The sequence below is a fragment of the Hyalangium sp. genome, from assembly GCF_045802625.1.
GTDB lineage: Bacteria > Myxococcota > Myxococcia > Myxococcales > Myxococcaceae > Hyalangium.
The window spans coordinates 1-16885 of record NZ_JBJMQP010000068.1 but is presented as its reverse complement, the minus strand read 5'-3'; the positions used below and the strand labels follow the sequence as shown (position 1 = coordinate 16885).

The window sequence follows — 16885 nt, the reverse complement described above, 5'->3', positions numbered from 1 at the left end:
GAGAACGCGCTGGGCTCACAGCAGATCATCCAACAGCAGGGGTGGAAGACGCTCCTGCTGGTGACGAGCGCGGTGCACCTGCCGAGGGCGTATGGGTGCTTCTCGGCGCTGGGAATCCGGCCGGACACCTTCGTGGCGGATGTCCGGGCGCCTTCTGGGACGCGGCCTCCGAGCGGGCTGCCGCGGGTCGATCACCTGAGCGCCAGCTCGGACGTGCTGCGGGAGATGGCAGGGCGGTGGGTGTACCGCCTGCGAGGTTGGGCAGCCGAGGAGCGGCAAGCCGCTCAGTCTGGCGGCTCCAGGTAGGAGCCATCGCCGTCGTCGATGGTGTCCGTCGCGCACCGGGTGATCTGTTCGGCGGGGGCCGTCGGGGCCTTCCCTGCCGAGGTGGAGGGCTCCGTGTCCGGGCGGTCCGATGGGGCTTCCTTGGGCGTCTGCTCGCCGGGGAATTCTTCGGCAGCGTCCCACTTCTTCTCTGGCTCTGTCATGACGACGCCTCTGGCTGATGCATCCCAGTGAAGGTGCTCACGGGGGCATCTTGAGGAGGCAGCCGGACACAGTTGGGAACAGCTCAAGGAGGACGAGTGGCGCTCGCCCGGACACTCGGTGCCACTGCTGAGCGGGCTTCCAAGCTCGTGCGAGGGGCTCTGGCCGCGCTCACAGCGAAGCAGAGGCCGGCGCGCACTCCGCGCCCGGAGCGCTGCCGCCCTGCAGCCGCTGGATGCGCCCATCTCCCTTCGGCATCGGAGGAGGCTTGCCGCTGCGGAGGGCATCGCTCAGCACATCTCGCGGCGTGCGGCCTTCCGGGAGCGCGGGAGTGAAGGGCACGCCCCGGAACATCTCGTAGCCGTCCTTGCCGCCCGCGATGAAGCTGGGCATGGCCAGGCTGTACGTCGCCGTTGGGGACAGGGGCTTGCCGCCCACCGTGACGCAGAGCACGCGCTGGCCCTTGGGCCGGCTCGGATCGAACGAGAAGCGCAGGCCGGAGACCTGGAGGAACCGTCCCGGGGGATCCGCCATGTCCTCGCTCTTGCTGACCGCGTTCTCCAGCGCGGAGTGCAGGACGGCGCCCGTCACCTGGAGCCGCACGAGCTGATCCCGATACGGGAAGATGGAGAGCATCTCGCGCCGGGTGAGCTCTCCGGCGGGCAAGAGGGTGTCTCCGCGGATGGCGCCACCGTTGACCAGGGCCACGTCGGTGCCGGCGGCCTGGCGCAGCGCATCGGCCACCAGCGAGCCCAGGTTCGTCTCCTGGCTGCGGATGGCCAGCTTGCGCGCATCGAGCGGCACCGGCGTGCTCCCGACGCGCTCGGACAGCTCGGCGATCAGCGGGGCGTACTTCTGCATGGCCTGGGCGAAGGCGGGATCGTCCGGGATGGCGTCCGTCACCGGATACGTCTTCCAATCCACCTTCTTCACCGTGCCGGTCCGCCCATCCACCTCCAGCGTGACGCGGCCCAGCTCCGTGGCATCCGCGTCCACCTTGAAGATGGGCACTCCCGTGGAGCGATCCTCGATGTGGACGTGCTCGTGCCCGCCGACGATGACGTCCACCGGCGCGCAGTGGGCCAGCTCCTTGTCGTCCTCCACCTCCAGGTGGGTGAGCGCGATGATGACGGTGGCGCCCTGCGAGCGCAGCCGCGAGACGACCGGCTTCGCCGTCGAGCAGATGTCCCGGATGTTCGTGTCCTGGGACACGCTGGAGGACACCTCGGTCTCCGGGAGCAGCAGCCCGAAGATGCCCACCTTCACCCCGGCCACCTCCAGCAGCTTGTAGGGCTGGAGCCCCTCGAAGGGGCGGCCCGTGTGGTTGTCGAAGATGTTCGCGGCGAGCCACGGGAAGTGCGAGCCCCGGATGCGCTCGCGCAGCACCTCATCCCCGAAGTCGAACTCGTGGTTGCCGGGCACGGCGAAGTCCACGCCCAGGGCGTTCCACGCGTCGATCATCTGCTGGCCCTGCAGCGGCTTGCCGCCCAGCTGGCTGGTCGACTCGACCGAGGGCGCCAGGGTGTCCCCGGCGAAGAGCGTCAACGTGTTCGGCGACTCCGCGAGGATCTGCTTGCGCAGCGTGGCCACGCGAGCGAGCCCGCCCACATGCCCCAAGCCCAAGGGCGTGAACTGGTACACGTCGTTGAGGTGGAGCAGGGTGATGCGGACGGTGTCCGACGGCGCCACGGTCTGTGCGCTCGGGATGCAGCCGAGCCCGAGGCACAGGGCCAGCACCAGCGACGACCAGCGGGGGAGAGGGCGGCGCACGGCGATCAAGGATGGTTCCTCCAAGGGACGCGGACCTTACCCTCCCGAGGGCCGCGCTACATCCACTTGAAGTAGCGTACCGCGATCAAGAAGGGAATGAGGCCCCACACGCCCAGTATCAGCACCTGAGGCCAGAGGGCGAGCAGGGAGGCACCGTCCAGCATGATGGCGCGCAGGGCGTCATTCAGGGCGGTGAGGGGCAGGAACTGGATGAGGGGCTGGCTCCAGTCCGGGAAGTTGCTCGCGGAGAAGAACACGCCGGAGAGCATGGTCATCGGCATGGTGACGAGGTTCATCAGCCCGCTGGCCGTCTGGGTGGTGCCGGCCCGGCTGCAGATCAGGAGGGCGAGCCCTCCAAAGGACGTCGAGCCCCAGAGCCCCAGGATCATCAAGGACAGCACGCTGCCGAACATCCGGACGTCGAAGAACAGCCGCGCGAAGATGACGAAGAAGAGGATCTCCGCCACGGCGAGCAGGTTCCGGCCGAGCATGAAGGAGAGCAGGAAGTGGCTGCGCTTCATGGGGGTGGCGGACAGCCGCTTGAGGAGCTTGCCGGTGCGCATCTCCACCAGCGCCCAGCCGATCCCCCACAGACTGGAGCTCATCAGCGCGAACCCGAGCAGCCCGGGGATGAGGAAGTCGATGTAGCGCGAGCCCGGTGCCGTCACCTGTTGGTTGCGCACCGCCACACGATCCTCGCGCCCCTTCAGCCGCTCGAGCGTATCGAGCACCATGAGCCGCGCGGTGCGCCCATCCGCCTGCGTGGGATCCGTGATCAGCTCGGGCGGGGAGCCGGGGATGAGCACCAGGGAGATCCGGCCACGGCGCAGCGCGTCGCGGGCCTCGGGCTCGGACATGCGCTTGGCCGTCAGGCCCTCCACGGACTCCAAGGAGGGGGCGAGCTGCGCGGCGTCCGGCCCGTCCACGACGGCCACGGCCAGCTCGGGGAGGGGGCGGTTGCGGAAGGCGATCCCGAGCGCCAGGGCCGTGAGCAGCGGGAAGACGAAGACCCAGAAGAGGGCGGCGGGCTCACGCAGAAAGCCTCGCATCCGGAAGAGCACAAGCTGCCACAGCGGCTGCTGGGAGTTCATGGCTGAGCGTCCTCGCGCAGGCTGCGGCCGGTGAAGGCCAGGAACACGTCATCGAGCGTCGCCTGGCGGGTGGACAGGTGCACCAGGCGCGCGCTGCGCGCCCCCACAATGGTGAGCAGCGCTGGCAGGGCCCGGTGCAACTCCTTCACGGAGAGGGTGTGCCCCTCGCCTCGGGGGCGCGAGGCCACGAGCGTGGGAACCTTCGCGAAGTCGCCGGCGGGGAGGGCGGGGGAGGTGGCGAACTCGATGACCTGCTCGCCGCCGATGGAGGCGATGAGCTGGGCGGGCGAGCCTCGGGCCACGATGCGGCCGTGATCCATGATGATCACCTGATCACAGAGCACCTGGGCCTCTTCCATGTAATGGGTCGTGAGGACGACGGTGCAGCCCTTGCCCTTGAGCGCCTCGATGACGTCCCACAGGGCGCGCCGCGATTGGGGATCCAGGCCCGTGGTGGGCTCGTCGAGGAAGAGGATCTCCGGATCCGCGGCGAGCGCCACCGCGAGCGCCAGCCGCTGCCGCTGGCCTCCGGACAGCTTCATGACGTAGGCCCCGCGCTTCTCCTCCAGCTTGACCAGGGCGATGGCCTCCTCCACCGAGAGCCCCCGTGGGTAGAAGGAACGGAACAGGCGCACGGTCTCCTCGACGGTGAGGCGATCGTGGAAGTGGGTCTCCTGGAGCGCGATGCCGATGCGCTCGCGGATCTCCTCTGCGTTCCGGGCCCAGCTTCGCCCGAGCAGCCGCACCTCGCCCGAGGTGGGCTGCTGCAACCCTTCGAGGATCTCCACCGTGGTCGTCTTGCCCGCGCCGTTGGGGCCGAGCAGCCCCACGCACTGGCCTGCGGGAACCTCGAAGTCGGTGCCGGCGACGGCCACGACGTCCTCGAAGCGTTTGACGAGTCCGCGCACTTCGATGGCGGGAGTAGGTCCGGGCGAGGGTTCCAAAGGATGCGATCTCCCAAGGCACCTCACGGTCTGCCGTGGGGTGGATGCCCTCTCATACCGTGTAGCGGCGCCCCTGGGCGAGCGGCTCGATGACGCTGGCCGCGAGATCGAAGTCATCCGGGTAGTGGATGAGCCGCATCCGAGCGCGCAGCTCGGCCGGCAGGGCGGCGAGCTTCGCGTACGGGGTGTGGACGCCGTAGTTGGTCTCGTGCACCACGAGCTCCGCCTCGGCCAGCCAGGCGATGAGCCCTTCATCGAAGGCGGTGTCCGCGCTGTAGCCCAGGCACCTGCCACCGGCGCGGATGCGCAGGGCGGTGGTGGGCAGGTGGTGATAGGTGCGGCGGCACTCGATGGAGAAGGGGCCGAAGCGGACGGAGGACTCGGTGGAGAGCGGCGTGTGGACGAAGTAGTCCTCGAAGTGCTTGGGCTTCGGGGACTCGCCATGCTTCTCGATGAGGCACTCCATGCCGGCCGCGAGGTGCCCCTCCCATAGCCGGTGGGCCACGTCGGGATGGGCGAGCAGGGGCATCTTCTGGTGCAGCAAGAAGAAGGAGAAGTAGCCCAGGCCCTCCAGCCCCGAGCTGTGGTCGGCGTGCAGGTGCGTGAGGGCAACGCCGGCCACACGGTCCACGTCGATCGGAACGCCGGAGGACTCGGAGGCCTCGCGCATCATCTTGCGGATGGGGTGCGGGCAATCGATGAGCAGCACCTGGTCCTCGGCCTCCACGGCGAGGCACGAGGAGTAGCGCAGGGCGGAGAAGGCATCGCCGACGCCGAGGGTGACGAACGAGAGGTTCATGGTTGGCTCCGGGGCTCGAAGAGGCGCTGGCGCAGCTTCGCAGCGACGGGCGCCGGGCAGAAAGCCGAGATGTCCTCTCCTCGCGCCAACCGCTCCTTGAGGGCGCTGCTGCTCACCTCCGCGAGGTGGGCTTCTGCTGGGAGGAAGAGGGTGGCGAGGTCCGGCGCCAGCGCTCGATTGGTCTGCGCCAGCTCCGTCTCGAACTGGGCATCGGTGGCACCGCGCACCCCGCGCAGCAGGACGCTGGCGCCGATGGCCCTCGCATACTCGACGACGAGTCCCTCCGTGCTGGACACGCTGACGTTGGGGTGGAGGGCCACTGCCTCATGCAGCAGCTCCATCCGCTCCGCCACGCTGAGCAGCGTGCGCTTGTTCGGGTTGATGGCCACCACCACCACCAGGTGGCCGAAGAGACGCGCCGCCTGGCGGATGACCGAGAGGTGACCCGCGGTGACCGGGTCGAAGCTGCCGGCGTACACGGCGATGGTCATGACGACACCTCCGGAGTGTCCCGAGGCGCGAACGCCCGGGGCGGATGGAAGGCGAGCAGCACGTAGACCGCGCCCACCATGCACAGCGCGGCGGCCAGGAGGAAGTGCCCCTCGTAGCCGAGCGCCTGCGCGGTGAATCCGCTGATGGCCGCCGCCGAGCCCGTGGCGATGACGACGATGGAGGCCTGCACGGTGTAGTCGGTCCCGGCGTACTCGGGTCGGCTCTCCACCATCATCACGGTGAAGAGGGCCGCGGTGGCCATGCCGCTCGTGAGGTGCTCGGTGCCGCAGACGAGCGTGAGCAGGGCCAGGGAGGCGCCCCGCGCGGCGAGCGCGTAGAGCAGCACGGCCCCGGCCTGGGTGATGCCGAAGAGGATCAACGCGCGCCGGTGCCCGAGCCGATTCACGAGCGCCCCACCCACCAGCGCGCCCACGAGCCCCGCGGTGAAGCCCACGCCTCCGAGCATCCACCCCAGGTCCGTGAGGCTGAGCCCCGCGTCCACGAGGAAGGTGCGCAGCATGCCCGTCGCGAGCGCCTCGCCCGCCTTGTAGATGACGAGCAGCAGCAGCCAGCCGCCCGCCTTGGGACGCTTGAGCCACCAGGTCAGCCCCAGGCTCTCGGGAGCCGGGGGCGCGGAAGGCGGCTCGCGGTACAGGGCGATGGGAACCGTGGCCAGCAGCAGCATGGCTCCGAGGCTCAGCAAGGTGGGCCGCCACCCCGCCGCGTCGAAGACGATGAGCATCAGCCCGCCCCCGAGGATCATCCCCACCCGGTAGCCCGCCACCTGCACCCCGTTGCCGAGCCCCATCTCCCGAGCCTCGAGGATGTTCACCGCGAGCCCATCCGTGGCCACGTCCTGGGTCGCCGCCAGCAGGTTGACCAGCAGCACGACTCCCAGGAGCCAGTGGGTGCTCACTCCGCCAGACGGCAGCGCGAGGAGCAGCAGGACGCCCGCCGCGAGGAACTGCAGCGGCAGGATGTATCCGCGCCGCCGTCCGAGCCGCTCCGAGCCATACCGGTCCATGAGCGGCGACCAGAGGAACTTGAGCGCCCACGGCAGCGCGAGCAGGTTCGTCAGGCCGATGTCGGGCAGCGACATGCCCTGCTTGCGCAGCAGCGCCGGCAGCGCCTGGGTGAAGAACCCGTAGGGAAGTCCCTGCGAGAGATAGAGGCTCGACAGCAGACCGATCTTCGTCGAGGTCTTCATGACTCCTCCAAGGGTTGTGCGGCGTCGAGCAGCCCCGCCGCCATGCGCTTCAAGGTGTTCGCCGCCGAGCCCGGAGGCACCAGCCCCGGCACCGACGCGGCGAGCACGAAGTAGCCCTGGATCGCCGCGAAGAGCCCGGCGGCCACGGTTCGGGCCCGCCGCTTCCCCGTCACCGCGCCCACCAGCTCCTCCAGCTGTTCGAGGTCCGTCCGCACCACCTTCTCGTAGATGGCGCGCACCTCGGGCTGCCGGATGGCCTCCGCGCTGATGGTGACCCAGCTCGCCACCGAGGCCGGATCCGCGTCCGCTCCCGTGGCCAGGAAGGAGTCCAGGAACGCATCCACCCGCGCCCGCGCATCAGCCCCCCTCACCCGCGCCAGCCGCGACGCCACCCGCTCACGCACTCGCGCCGAGAGCTGCTCCACCAGCGTCAGGAGGATCTCCTGCTTGTCCTCGAAGTGGTAGTGCACCAGCCCCTGGCTCAGGCCCGCGGCCTTGGCGATCTCCGCCACCGAAGCGCGCTCGTAGCCGCGCTCGGCCATGACACGCAGCAGCCCCGCGACGATCTGCTGACGACGCTCCTCGGTGTTCGATGGACGGCCCACGGTGGCTTCCTGTTTATTGGTTGTATGACCAATTTATAAACAGGCCTGGGGCGGGTGTCAACGCCACGCGGAGGGCGAGCAGGGCCTACAGGGTGATGACGCTGCGCACGCGGTCGGCGCCCAGGCGCTTGGCGCCATCCAGGAAGCCGAGCACCATCAGGAAGCTGAAGCCCATCAGCTCCCCGCCCAGCTTCGAGGCGAGCTTCGCCGTGGCCTCGGCCGTGCCGCCGGTGGCCAGCACATCATCCACGATGACCACGCGCTCGCCCTGGAGGACCGCGTCCTGGTGGATCTCCAGCCCGTCGGTGCCGTACTCGAGCGAGTAGCGCTCGACCACGGTGCGGTGGGGCAGCTTCCCGGGCTTGCGCGCGGGGACGAAGCCCGCGTTGAGCGCGAGCGCCACGGGCGCGCCGAGGATGAAGCCACGAGCCTCCACCCCGATGACCTTCGTGACGTGCTGGCCGCGGAAGGGCGCGGCCATCGCATTGATGACGCGGCCAAAGAGCACCGGATCGGCCAGCAGTGGGGTGATGTCCTTGAAGACGATGCCCGGACGAGGGAAGTCCTGGACGTCGCGCAGGCGCGCCTTGACTTCATCGGCGAGGGAGACGTCAGCGATCATGGGAAGAGCTCCGGATTGACGCAGTGAGGAGGTCGCCGGCCATCCAGCGCGGCCAGCAGGTTGTCCACGGCCATGGAGGCCATGCGGCCTCGGGTGGCATGGCTCGCGCTCGCGATGTGCGGCGCGATGAGCACATTCGGCAGCTTCAGCAGAGGGCTGTCCATGGGCAGCGGCTCGGGATCCGTGACATCGAGCGCCGCGCCTCCCAGCTTCCCCTGGGCGAGCGCCTCGGCCAGCGCGGCCTGATCCACCACGGAGCCCCGCGCGGTGTTGATGAGCATCGCGCCGGGCTTCATCGCGGCCAGCTCGGCGCGGCCCAGCCAGTGGCGCGTCTCCGGGTTGAGCGGAACATGAAGGCTGACGAAGTCCGACTCGGCCAGCAGGGTGGCCTTGTCCACGCGCTGCACCCCCAGCTCCGCCTCCAGCTCCGGGCGGGCATGGCGGTTGAGGTACAGCACGCGCATCCCGAACCCCCGGGCGCGCCGAGCCACCGCGGCACCAATCTGTCCCAGGCCCACCAGCCCGAGCGTCGCCCCATGGATGTCCGAGCCCAAGAGCAGGGTGGGGGACCACGTGCGCCAGCGGCCCGCTCGCACGTATGCATCCGCCTCGGCCACCCGGCGCGACAGGCCCATCAGCATCGCGAAGGCGAAGTCCGCCGTGGTCTCCGTCAGCACCCCGGGCGTGTTGCCCACGGGGATGCGGCGTGCCGTACATGCCAGTACGTCGATATTGTCGTACCCCACCGCCACGTTGCTGACGGCTCGGAGGGAGGGAGACGCGGCGAGCAGTGGCCCGTCCACCCGATCGGTGAGCAGGGTGATCATCCCGTCCACTCCGTGTACGAGCTCCAGCAGGGCCTCGCGAGGTGGAGGCAGCTCGTCCTCCCACACGCGCAGTTCCACATGCCTGCTCAGTCGGCCGAGGGCCTCTCCAGGGAGCTGGCGGGTGACGAGGACACGGGGGCGGACGGGAGGCGCCATGACAGGCGTTCATGCTCTCACAGCCGCGCGCTGTCTGGGGGTGCGGTTTGCTCCTGGCTGAACGGGACTCGTTTTCCCGTCGACGCGGCGAGCCATCTCTGTGGTATGCGGGGGGATTCCCCTCGTCTGGGGCCTCTGCGACCCGTGCAATCGACTGTCGACACCCGAGAATCTCTCCCGCCGCAGGACGGCCAGTGGCTGCGCGCCCTGAAGGCCGAAGTGCAGCCCACCACCTTCAAGAAAGGCCGCGAGGTGGCGGAGACCCGCCGCGTCTTCGGCCTCCATCGCGAAGGAGATCTGATCCGCGCCCAGGTCGCCGGCTCGTCCGGCGAGCGCTACGAGGTCGCCCTCGAGCCCAAGGACGGCAAGGTCACCTCCCGGTGCTCGTGCCCCTCCTGGAACACCTACGGGCCGCACTGCAAGCACGTGGTGGCCGCGGCGCTCATCTATGCCGCGCGCTTCCGTCCGCCTCCCAGGCCGGCCGCCGCGCCCGCGCCAGCCACGCCGCCGGTCGAGAGCAAGCCCGTCGAGGCCGCCGAGCCCACGGATTCTCCCGAAGCCGCCGAGCCTGAGGAGGAGGTCGCCGTCCCGGAGTACCCGCCCGCGGCGGATCCGGTGAACCTGCCGGCGCTGGCGAAGGTGGAGAGCTGGCTGGGGCTCTCCTCGCAGCCGGACTACGAGTTCCTCTATCGCTTGACGCCCGCGAACACGGGCACGGGCGGACGCCACTGGGTGATGGACGTGCGCCGCCAGGACGCCCAGATGAAGGGCCCCGTGCACGTCAAGCGCCTGCTCCAGGCGGGCACGCGCATCGCTCCGGCCGACGAGCGCGTGTTCCTCGTGCTCGCCAGGCACGAGCACCGGTATGACTCGCGCATCGTCCTCTCTGACGAGGACCTGGGAGAGATCCTCGATCTGCTGCGTCAGCGCCGGGTCATCTACCGAGGCACGCAGCTGGTGTACTCGGACGCGCCGGTGCGTCCGCAGATCCACCTCGAGTCCCGGCCGGACGGAGCCACCGCGCGCATCGAGCTGCTCTTCCCCGATGGCGTGGGCTACCCGCTCAAGGATGTGATCCTCCTGGCGGGCCGGCGCACGTGGGCCATCCAGGCCCAGTCGCTGCACCAGGTGGAGCCGGACTTCCCGCCCCGGCTGCTGCGCAAGTGGCTGCTCGAGCCGACCATGTCCTTCCCGGCGGCGCAGCTCGATCGCGTGCTGACGTTCTTCGCCGCGCACCTGCCGCGCTTCCGCATGGTGCTCAAGGCGGACAACCTCGACGTGGACGAGTCGGTGGAGCCGCACTTCGTGCTCACGCTGGAGGGCACTCCGGACAAGGTGAAGGTGCTGCTCGCGGCGCGCTACGGGCAGACGACGGTGCCGGTGTCTCCCACCGCCACCCATCTGGGCTACGCCAGCGGCGTGGGCAGCGAGAGCCGCAAGCTCTACCGGCGCCGCGAGGAGCTGGAGCGCACGGCCGGCAAGCAGCTCACGGAGCTGGGCCTGCGCTACGAGGGACAGTCCCACGCCTACGAGGTCAGCGGAGACGCGGCGCTGGAGTTCTGGGCGCGCGGCCTCGGCTCGCTGCCGGAGTCCTGGGAGCGCTTCGGTGTGCAGGCCCCCAAGGTGCGCCTGCGCGCGAAGCTCCGCCCGCGCATCCGCGTGGGGATGAGCGGGGTGAACTGGTTCGATCTCGACGCCGAGTTCGTCACCGATGATCAGGCGGTGGACCTGGGCGCGGTGCGCATGTGGCTGGAGTCTGGCCGACGCTTCGTGCCGCTCAAGGACGGCTCCTTCGCGGAGGCGGACCCCGCCGAGCTCAAGCGCGTGGCGGACATCCTGGAGGAAGCCGGCGCGATGCCGGGCCGCACGCGCACGCGGCTGCCGCTGCACCAGGCGGTGGCGCTGGATCTGCTCGCGGATCTGGGCGAGTTCACCGAGGTAGAGGCCAAGGCGCGCCAGGCGATGATGGCGCTGCGCGACACCAACGGCGTGCCCAAGGTGGCCATGCCCGAGGGGCTCAACGCCACCCTGCGCCACTACCAGGAGACGGGCCTGTCATGGCTCTGGTTCCTGCACCGGCACGGCCTGTCCGGCATCCTCGCGGACGACATGGGTCTGGGAAAGACGATCCAGTCCTTGAGCCTGCTGCAAAAGGTGAACAACGAGGAGGGCCACAAGCCGTCGCTCGTGGTGGCTCCCACCAGCGTGCTCGCCAACTGGGAGCGCGAGGCCGAGCGCTTCACTCCGGCGCTGAAGACCATGGTGTGGCACGGCCAGGACCGCAAGGAGCGCGCCGAGGACCTCAAGGACGTGGATCTGGTGCTGACGTCCTACGCCCTGGTGCGGCGGGACTTGGAGCAGCTCTCGCAGGTGGGCTTCCGCTACGTCATCCTCGACGAGGCGCAGAACATCAAGAACGCGGACAGCGCCACGGCGCAGGCCTGCAAGTCGCTGCCGAGCGACACGCGCCTGGCCCTCACGGGCACGCCGCTGGAGAACCGCCTCAGCGAGCTGTGGAGCCTGTTCGACTTCCTCATGCCGGGCTTCCTCGGCAGCGCGGAGGGCTTCAGCGATCGCTACGAGCAGCCCATCCAGGTGGCCAACGACATGGGCGCGAGAGACAGGCTGCGCCGCCGCATCCAGCCGTTCATCCTGCGCCGGCTGAAGACGGAGGTGGCCAGCGACTTGCCTCCGAAGACGGAGAGCGTCGCGTGGTGCGAGATGGAGCCCGGCCAGGCCGCGCTCTATCGCGAGGTGCTCGAGGAGAGCCGCCGCAAGGTCCACGAGAGCATCGAGAAGGTGGGCTTCAAGCGCAGCCGCGTGTCGATTCTCGCCGCGCTGATGCGGCTGCGGCAGGTGTGCTGCGATCCGCGCCTGCTCAAGCTGCCGCCCAACACGCTCTTGCCCTCCAGCGCCAAGCTGGAGCGCTTCGGCCAGCTCGTGGATGACCTGGTGGCGGAGGGACACCGCGCGCTCGTGTTCAGCCAGTTCACCGAGATGCTGGAGCTGCTCAAGAACGAGGCCGACAAGCGCGGGCTGAAGTACCTCTACCTGGACGGGCGCACCAAGGACCGCATGGCCAAGGTGGATGACTTCAACCGTCCGGATGGCCCCCCGCTGTTCTTCATCAGCCTCAAGGCGGGCGGCACCGGCCTCAACCTCACGGCCGCCGACTACGTCATCCACTACGATCCATGGTGGAACCCGGCCGTCGAGGACCAGGCCACGGATCGAACCCACCGCATCGGACAGACGCGGGCCGTCATCAGCTACAAGCTCATTACCCGTGGCACCGTGGAGGAGAAGATCCTCTCGCTCCAGAAGCGGAAGAAGGACCTGGCCGCGGGGGTGCTCGGGGGCGATGGGGACTTCGGTAAGTCCTTGACGGAAGAGGACATTCAGGACCTGTTCACCGAGCTCTGAGCTGTCGCACCGCTCACTCTCCCACCCCCCCGGCAAGCACGCGCTTGCACGGAACGTCTGTGCAGTGTCCTCATTACCTGCTAGGGTGTTCAGTGCCAGGGCTCCAAGCGGATATCGGAGGGCGTGTGCTGCTGGGACTTCGGATTTCGAACGTGGCGGTGATTGAAGAGGTGGAGGTGGGGTTCGGGGCCGGTTTGACCGTGCTCACGGGCGAGACCGGCGCAGGCAAGTCCATCCTCGTGGATGCACTTGGGCTGCTGCTGGGCGGCCGTGCGGACGCGGATGTCATCCGGGCGGGGCGCGACGAGGCCTCGGTGGAGGGCGTCTTCGCGCGCACCCCCGCCATGGGCGAGCGCCTGGAGGAGCTGGGCATCCCGGATCTGGGTGAAGAGGTGCTGGTGCGCCGGGTGGTGGGGCGCAACGGGCGCGGCAAGGCGTACGTGAACGGCTCGATGGTGACGGTGGGCGTCCTGGCCCGGCTCACCCGGGGGCTGGTGGACATCGCCGGCCAGCACGAGCACGTGAGCCTGTTCGACTCCAGCCTGCACCGCACGCTGTTGGACAAGTACGGCAACCTGAGCGAGGCGCTCGGGGTGTACGGCCAGCACTACGCGGCGCTGCGCGAGGTGGAGGCGCGGATGGAGTCGCTGGGCGGCGACGAGGCCCGCGTGCGCGAGCGCGCCGAGTTCCTGCGCTTCCAGCTGGATGAGATCAACCGCCTGGACCCCGAGCCGGGAGAGGACGCCAGGCTGGATGTCGAGCGTCGCCGGCTGGGCGGGGCGGAGAAGCTCAAGCGCCAGTCCGCCGAGGCCGAGCTGCTCATCTCCGGCGAGGAGAGCTCCGCGCTGGAGACGGTGGGGCGGGCCATGGGGCTGCTCAACGATGCGGTGCGGTGTGATGCGACGCTCGGGCCCATCGCCCAGTCGCTGAGCACGGCGATGGCGGAGCTGGAGGAGGTCCAGCGCCGGCTGAACCGCTACTCGGAGGGGCTCGAGTCGGATCCGGCCCGGCTGGGCGAGGTCGAGGAGCGCCTGGACGCCATCAAGCGGCTGTGCCGCAAGCACGGCACCTCCTTGGAAGGGGTGCTCCAGAAGCGCGGCGAGCTGGAGACGGAGCTGTCCACCCTGGAGAACCGGCAGGAGATCCTCGAGCAGCTCGCGAAGGAGCGGCACTCGGCCGAGGTGCGCGCGAGAGAGAGTGCTACAGCTCTGTCGCGGGCTCGTGCTGCCTGTGCGGGTGAGTTCTCGCTCCAGGTGCGGGAGGGGCTGGCGGGGCTGGCCCTGGGCAAGGCGGCCTTCGAGGTGCGCGTGACGCCCGGCGGCATGCTCCGGCCCGAGGGCCTGGACGAGGTGGAGTTCTTCTTCAGCGCCAACCCCGGCGAGCCGCCGCGCCCTCTGGCGAAGGTGGCCTCGGGCGGTGAGGCCAGCCGGCTGCTGCTCGCCCTCAAGCGAGCCCTGGCCGACAGTGATGGGTGTGGCTGTTACGTACTGGACGAGGCGGACTCGGGGGTGAGCGGGGCCATCGCGGACGTGGTGGGGCGCATGATCAAGGAGGTCAGCGGCCACCGGCAGGTGCTGTGCATCACCCACCTTCCCCAGGTGGCCGCCTATGCGGACGCCCACCTGCTCATCCGCAAGGGGCTCAAGGGAGAGCGCACCGTCTCCGAGGTGCTGCCCCTGGCCGCGGGGGCCGAGCGGACGCAGGAGCTGGCTCGGATGCTGTCCGGCGTGGAGGTGACCCGGGAGGCCCTGGGAGCGGCCGAGGCCCTGGTGCGTTCAGCCCACCGGTCCCTGGGGGCAACCCCCCGTCCCAGGCGCGAGCCGGCGCCTGGTGGTGGGTCTAGGGGGCGGCTTCGGCAAAGCGCCTGAGAAGGGACGGCAAATTCGCGTCCTTGCTCCGCTCGAAGTCGTCACATAGCATCGGAATGTGTCCAAAACCGCAGGACAGAGCGCGGCACCTCACATGAAGGTCGTCTCGGCGGGCCTCACCGACGTCGGTCGGAAGCGCAACCACAACGAAGACAGCTTCCTCGTCGACGAAGAGCTCCAGCTCTACGTCGTGGCGGACGGCATGGGCGGCCACGCGGGTGGTGGCACCGCCTCGCGCATCGCCGTCGAGACCATCGACAAGGAGCTGCGTCGAGCGCGGGAGAGCCGGGACAACCCGTTCGTCTCCACGCCCAACCTTCAGGACGCCCTCATCCCCGAGGCGCTGCGCGGCGCCGTGGAGAAGGCGTGCCTGGCCATCTACACCGCCGCCCAGGAGGACCCACGCCTGTCCGGCATGGGCACCACCGTCATCTCCCTGGTGGTGAGGGATGATCAGGCCTTCTTCGCGCACGTGGGCGACAGCCGCGCCTATCTGATCCGCGGAGAGCTGATCCAGCAGATCAGCGAGGACCACTCGCTCGTCAACGAGCAGATCAAAGCGGGGATGATCACGCCCGAGGAGGCCAAGCACTCCCGCTACAAGAACATCATCACCCGCTCCGTGGGCTTCGAGGAGGAGGTCCAGGTGGACGTGATGGGCGTCATCTCCGAGCCCAATGACGTCTTCCTGCTCTGCTCGGACGGCCTGGCCAACATGCTCGAGGACAAGGAGATCCATGAGCTCGTGCAGAGCACGCCCAACTTCAAGGACGTGCCCAAGCGCCTCATCGACATGGCCAATGAGCGGGGCGGTGACGACAACATCACCGTCATCGTTGTACAAATGCAGGCGTGATGGATCATCGCCTGTAGGCGGAGCGTTCCAGGTGTGACGGAGAGTCTGTTCACCTTGACACTTTGGAAACGTGGATGATAGCTGCGCAAACTGTTCCAGTTCCGGCGAAATGCCGCTGACTGACGGACGCCGAGGGGATGGGCGAGGGCGGGAGGTGTGGCGCGGAAGCCGACGACTTAGGTTTGTGCGCCGTAGAGCCCACAGAGTGAGCACTTAGGGGAGTTGTTGCTTGGCGAAACAGTCCTACACCCTCATTGTGGTCTCGGACCACAACGCCCCGGTCAAGCGCTTCCACATCCAGAAATCCTTCCTCGTGCAGCTCGGCGTGGGAGTGGTTCTGATGGTGGGGATGGCCGCGGGGGCCACGTTTCACTACTTCCGCGTGGCGCAGGACGCCGCGGAGAACCGCATCCTGAGGGAGGAGAACCTCACGATGCGCACCCAGCTCAAGTCGGTGCGTGAGCGCATCGAGCACATTGGCTCCACGCTGGACCGGGTGGAGCGGTTCGACCAGAAGCTGCGCGCCATCACCCTGCTGTCGGATCCGCAGCGCAACCTGGCCATGGGCCCCACCGAGTCCGAGCCGGGCACCACCACGCCCACCAACTCGGACACCCAGTTCACGCAGCTGACCACCCAGGAGACGCCCAACGCGCTGATGGGGCGGCTGGACAAGCTGTCGGCGGAGGCCACCCGGCAGGAGCAGAGCCTCCAGGAGCTGCAGGCGTACTTCCAGGATCAGAAGTCGCTGCTGGCGTCCACGCCGTCCATCTGGCCGGCGCGCGGCTGGGTGACGAGCGACTTCGGTCAGCGGTTGGATCCGTACACGGCCGAGCGAGTGATGCATCAGGGCCTCGACATCGCGGCGCCGCACGGCAAGGAAGTGTACTCGCCGTCGGACGGCACGGTGGTGTTCGCGGGCCTCGAGGGCGGCTACGGCAACGTGATCGTCATCGACCACGGCTACGGCATCAAGACGCGCTACGGGCACCTGTCCCGGCTGATGGTGAAGGCCGGGGACCACATCAAGCGGGGCGCGCTGATCGCGGCGGTGGGCAACACGGGCCGCTCCACGGGTCCGCACCTGCACTATGAAGTCCGGGTGAACGGCATCCCGCAGAACCCGCGCAAGTTCATCCTCGAGGAGTAGCCGGACCGGGGACGAAGCCGTCCAGGCGGATGCGCCTGCGCTGCACGACGTCCTTCGTCCGCTCCTGGCGCTCCAGGACGTGGGCCCGCTCCAGCTCGGCCCACAAGAGCGGCCCCAGCACCTGCCAGTGGGACGGCTGATCCACGGTGAACTCCAGCAGCGTCACCGTGTGCGCGGGCACGTCCTGCGCGGCGGTGCCCGCGGGGAGCACCTTCGCCACATCCTCGGCGAGCCGCTTGCGCGTGGCCTCCTTCTGCTCGGGTTGGACCGTGAGCTGGGAGGTGGGCGTGAGCAGCGCGGCGAAGGCGTCCGGGTGGATGCGGACCACCTTCGCGCCCGGGTACTGCGCGGCCAGTGAGTCCACGGTGGCCTTGAGCACGGCGTCTCCCACGCCGAAGCCGAAGCGCGCGTTGACGGTGATCATCCCCTGCACGTCCGCGATGACGGCGCCCACCCGCCAGCCGTCATGGTGCGCGTGGGTGGACAGATCGAACTCCTGCTTGAGCAGGCTGCCCTGGGTGAGCGCGAGGGCCTGGGTTGCGCCCAGCTTGTCCGGCTGGCCTCGGCGAGCGCGCTCGGCCTCCAGCAG

Annotated in this window: 16 protein-coding genes; 5 read left to right on the top strand and 11 right to left on the bottom strand. The window is 69.2% G+C overall.

What is annotated here, in order from left to right; translation table 11 throughout:
- Positions 1-306: YdcF family protein (locus ACJ8AT_RS13675; protein WP_407738151.1), on the top strand; the 306-nt coding region annotated here is incomplete at its 5' end.
- Here the strand turns inward: ACJ8AT_RS13675 and ACJ8AT_RS13670 are convergent.
- The 10 genes from ACJ8AT_RS13670 to ACJ8AT_RS13625 form a co-directional block, all read right to left on the bottom strand.
- The gene (locus tag ACJ8AT_RS13670) at positions 285-488 is read right to left on the bottom strand and encodes a hypothetical protein (protein WP_407738150.1); all 204 of its coding nucleotides are present in this window, start codon (positions 486-488) and stop codon (positions 285-287) included. The two genes, ACJ8AT_RS13675 and ACJ8AT_RS13670, sit on opposite strands and share 22 nt — an antisense overlap.
- Positions 489-657: 169 nt before the next feature.
- Positions 658-2256 carry a bifunctional metallophosphatase/5'-nucleotidase gene (locus ACJ8AT_RS13665; RefSeq protein ID WP_407738149.1) on the bottom strand — a complete coding sequence of 533 codons (1599 nt, stop codon included), beginning with the start codon at positions 2254-2256 and terminating at the stop codon, positions 658-660.
- 56 nt (positions 2257-2312) lie between these two features.
- The gene (locus ACJ8AT_RS13660; RefSeq protein WP_407738148.1) at positions 2313-3347 is read right to left on the bottom strand and encodes an ABC transporter permease; all 1035 of its coding nucleotides are present in this window, start codon (positions 3345-3347) and stop codon (positions 2313-2315) included.
- Positions 3344-4291 carry an ABC transporter ATP-binding protein gene (locus tag ACJ8AT_RS13655; RefSeq protein ID WP_407738147.1) on the bottom strand — a complete coding sequence of 316 codons (948 nt, stop codon included), beginning with the start codon at positions 4289-4291 and terminating at the stop codon, positions 3344-3346. Before ACJ8AT_RS13655 ends, ACJ8AT_RS13660 begins: the two co-directional genes overlap by 4 nt.
- A gap of 52 nt (positions 4292-4343) precedes the next feature.
- A complete protein-coding gene (locus ACJ8AT_RS13650) occupies positions 4344-5090 on the bottom strand; it encodes an MBL fold metallo-hydrolase (protein ID WP_407738146.1) in 747 nt (248 codons plus the stop codon).
- Positions 5087-5581 (bottom strand): pantetheine-phosphate adenylyltransferase, encoded by a 495-nt coding sequence (gene coaD, locus ACJ8AT_RS13645; RefSeq protein WP_407738145.1) that lies wholly within the window; start codon positions 5579-5581, stop codon positions 5087-5089. The genes ACJ8AT_RS13650 and coaD overlap by 4 nt, the downstream gene beginning before the upstream one ends.
- Positions 5578-6789, bottom strand: a complete 1212-nt coding sequence (locus tag ACJ8AT_RS13640) for an MFS transporter (protein WP_407738144.1) — start codon at positions 6787-6789, stop codon at positions 5578-5580. Before ACJ8AT_RS13640 ends, coaD begins: the two co-directional genes overlap by 4 nt.
- Positions 6786-7394 carry a TetR/AcrR family transcriptional regulator gene (locus ACJ8AT_RS13635; protein ID WP_407738143.1) on the bottom strand — a complete coding sequence of 203 codons (609 nt, stop codon included), beginning with the start codon at positions 7392-7394 and terminating at the stop codon, positions 6786-6788. The genes ACJ8AT_RS13640 and ACJ8AT_RS13635 overlap by 4 nt, the downstream gene beginning before the upstream one ends.
- Positions 7395-7479: 85 nt before the next feature.
- Entirely contained in the window at positions 7480-8016 is a 537-nt protein-coding gene (locus ACJ8AT_RS13630) for an adenine phosphoribosyltransferase (protein WP_407738142.1), read from the bottom strand.
- Positions 8013-8999: a 2-hydroxyacid dehydrogenase gene (locus ACJ8AT_RS13625; protein ID WP_407738141.1), complete on the bottom strand. Its 987-nt coding sequence runs from the start codon at positions 8997-8999 to the stop codon at positions 8013-8015. The genes ACJ8AT_RS13630 and ACJ8AT_RS13625 overlap by 4 nt, the downstream gene beginning before the upstream one ends.
- Before the next feature lie 144 nt (positions 9000-9143).
- Here ACJ8AT_RS13625 and ACJ8AT_RS13620 point away from each other — a divergent pair, with 144 nt between their 5' ends.
- The 4 genes from ACJ8AT_RS13620 to ACJ8AT_RS13605 all read left to right on the top strand — a co-directional run bounded on the left by ACJ8AT_RS13620 (position 9144) and on the right by ACJ8AT_RS13605 (position 16296).
- Positions 9144-12422, top strand: a complete 3279-nt coding sequence (locus ACJ8AT_RS13620; protein WP_407738140.1) for an SNF2-related protein — start codon at positions 9144-9146, stop codon at positions 12420-12422.
- A 125-nt stretch (positions 12423-12547) separates the two neighbouring features.
- Positions 12548-14290 carry a DNA repair protein RecN gene (gene recN / locus ACJ8AT_RS13615; RefSeq protein WP_407738139.1) on the top strand — a complete coding sequence of 581 codons (1743 nt, stop codon included), beginning with the start codon at positions 12548-12550 and terminating at the stop codon, positions 14288-14290.
- A 94-nt stretch (positions 14291-14384) separates the two neighbouring features.
- Positions 14385-15146, top strand: coding sequence for a Stp1/IreP family PP2C-type Ser/Thr phosphatase (locus tag ACJ8AT_RS13610; protein ID WP_407738138.1), 762 nt, complete (start codon positions 14385-14387; stop codon positions 15144-15146).
- 229 nt (positions 15147-15375) lie between these two features.
- Entirely contained in the window at positions 15376-16296 is a 921-nt protein-coding gene (locus tag ACJ8AT_RS13605) for a M23 family metallopeptidase (protein WP_407738137.1), read from the top strand.
- Here the strand turns inward: ACJ8AT_RS13605 and ACJ8AT_RS13600 are convergent.
- Positions 16280-16885 (bottom strand): diguanylate cyclase domain-containing protein (locus tag ACJ8AT_RS13600; protein ID WP_407738136.1); only part of this gene is annotated, 606 nt, incomplete at its 5' end. The genes ACJ8AT_RS13605 and ACJ8AT_RS13600 overlap by 17 nt on opposite strands.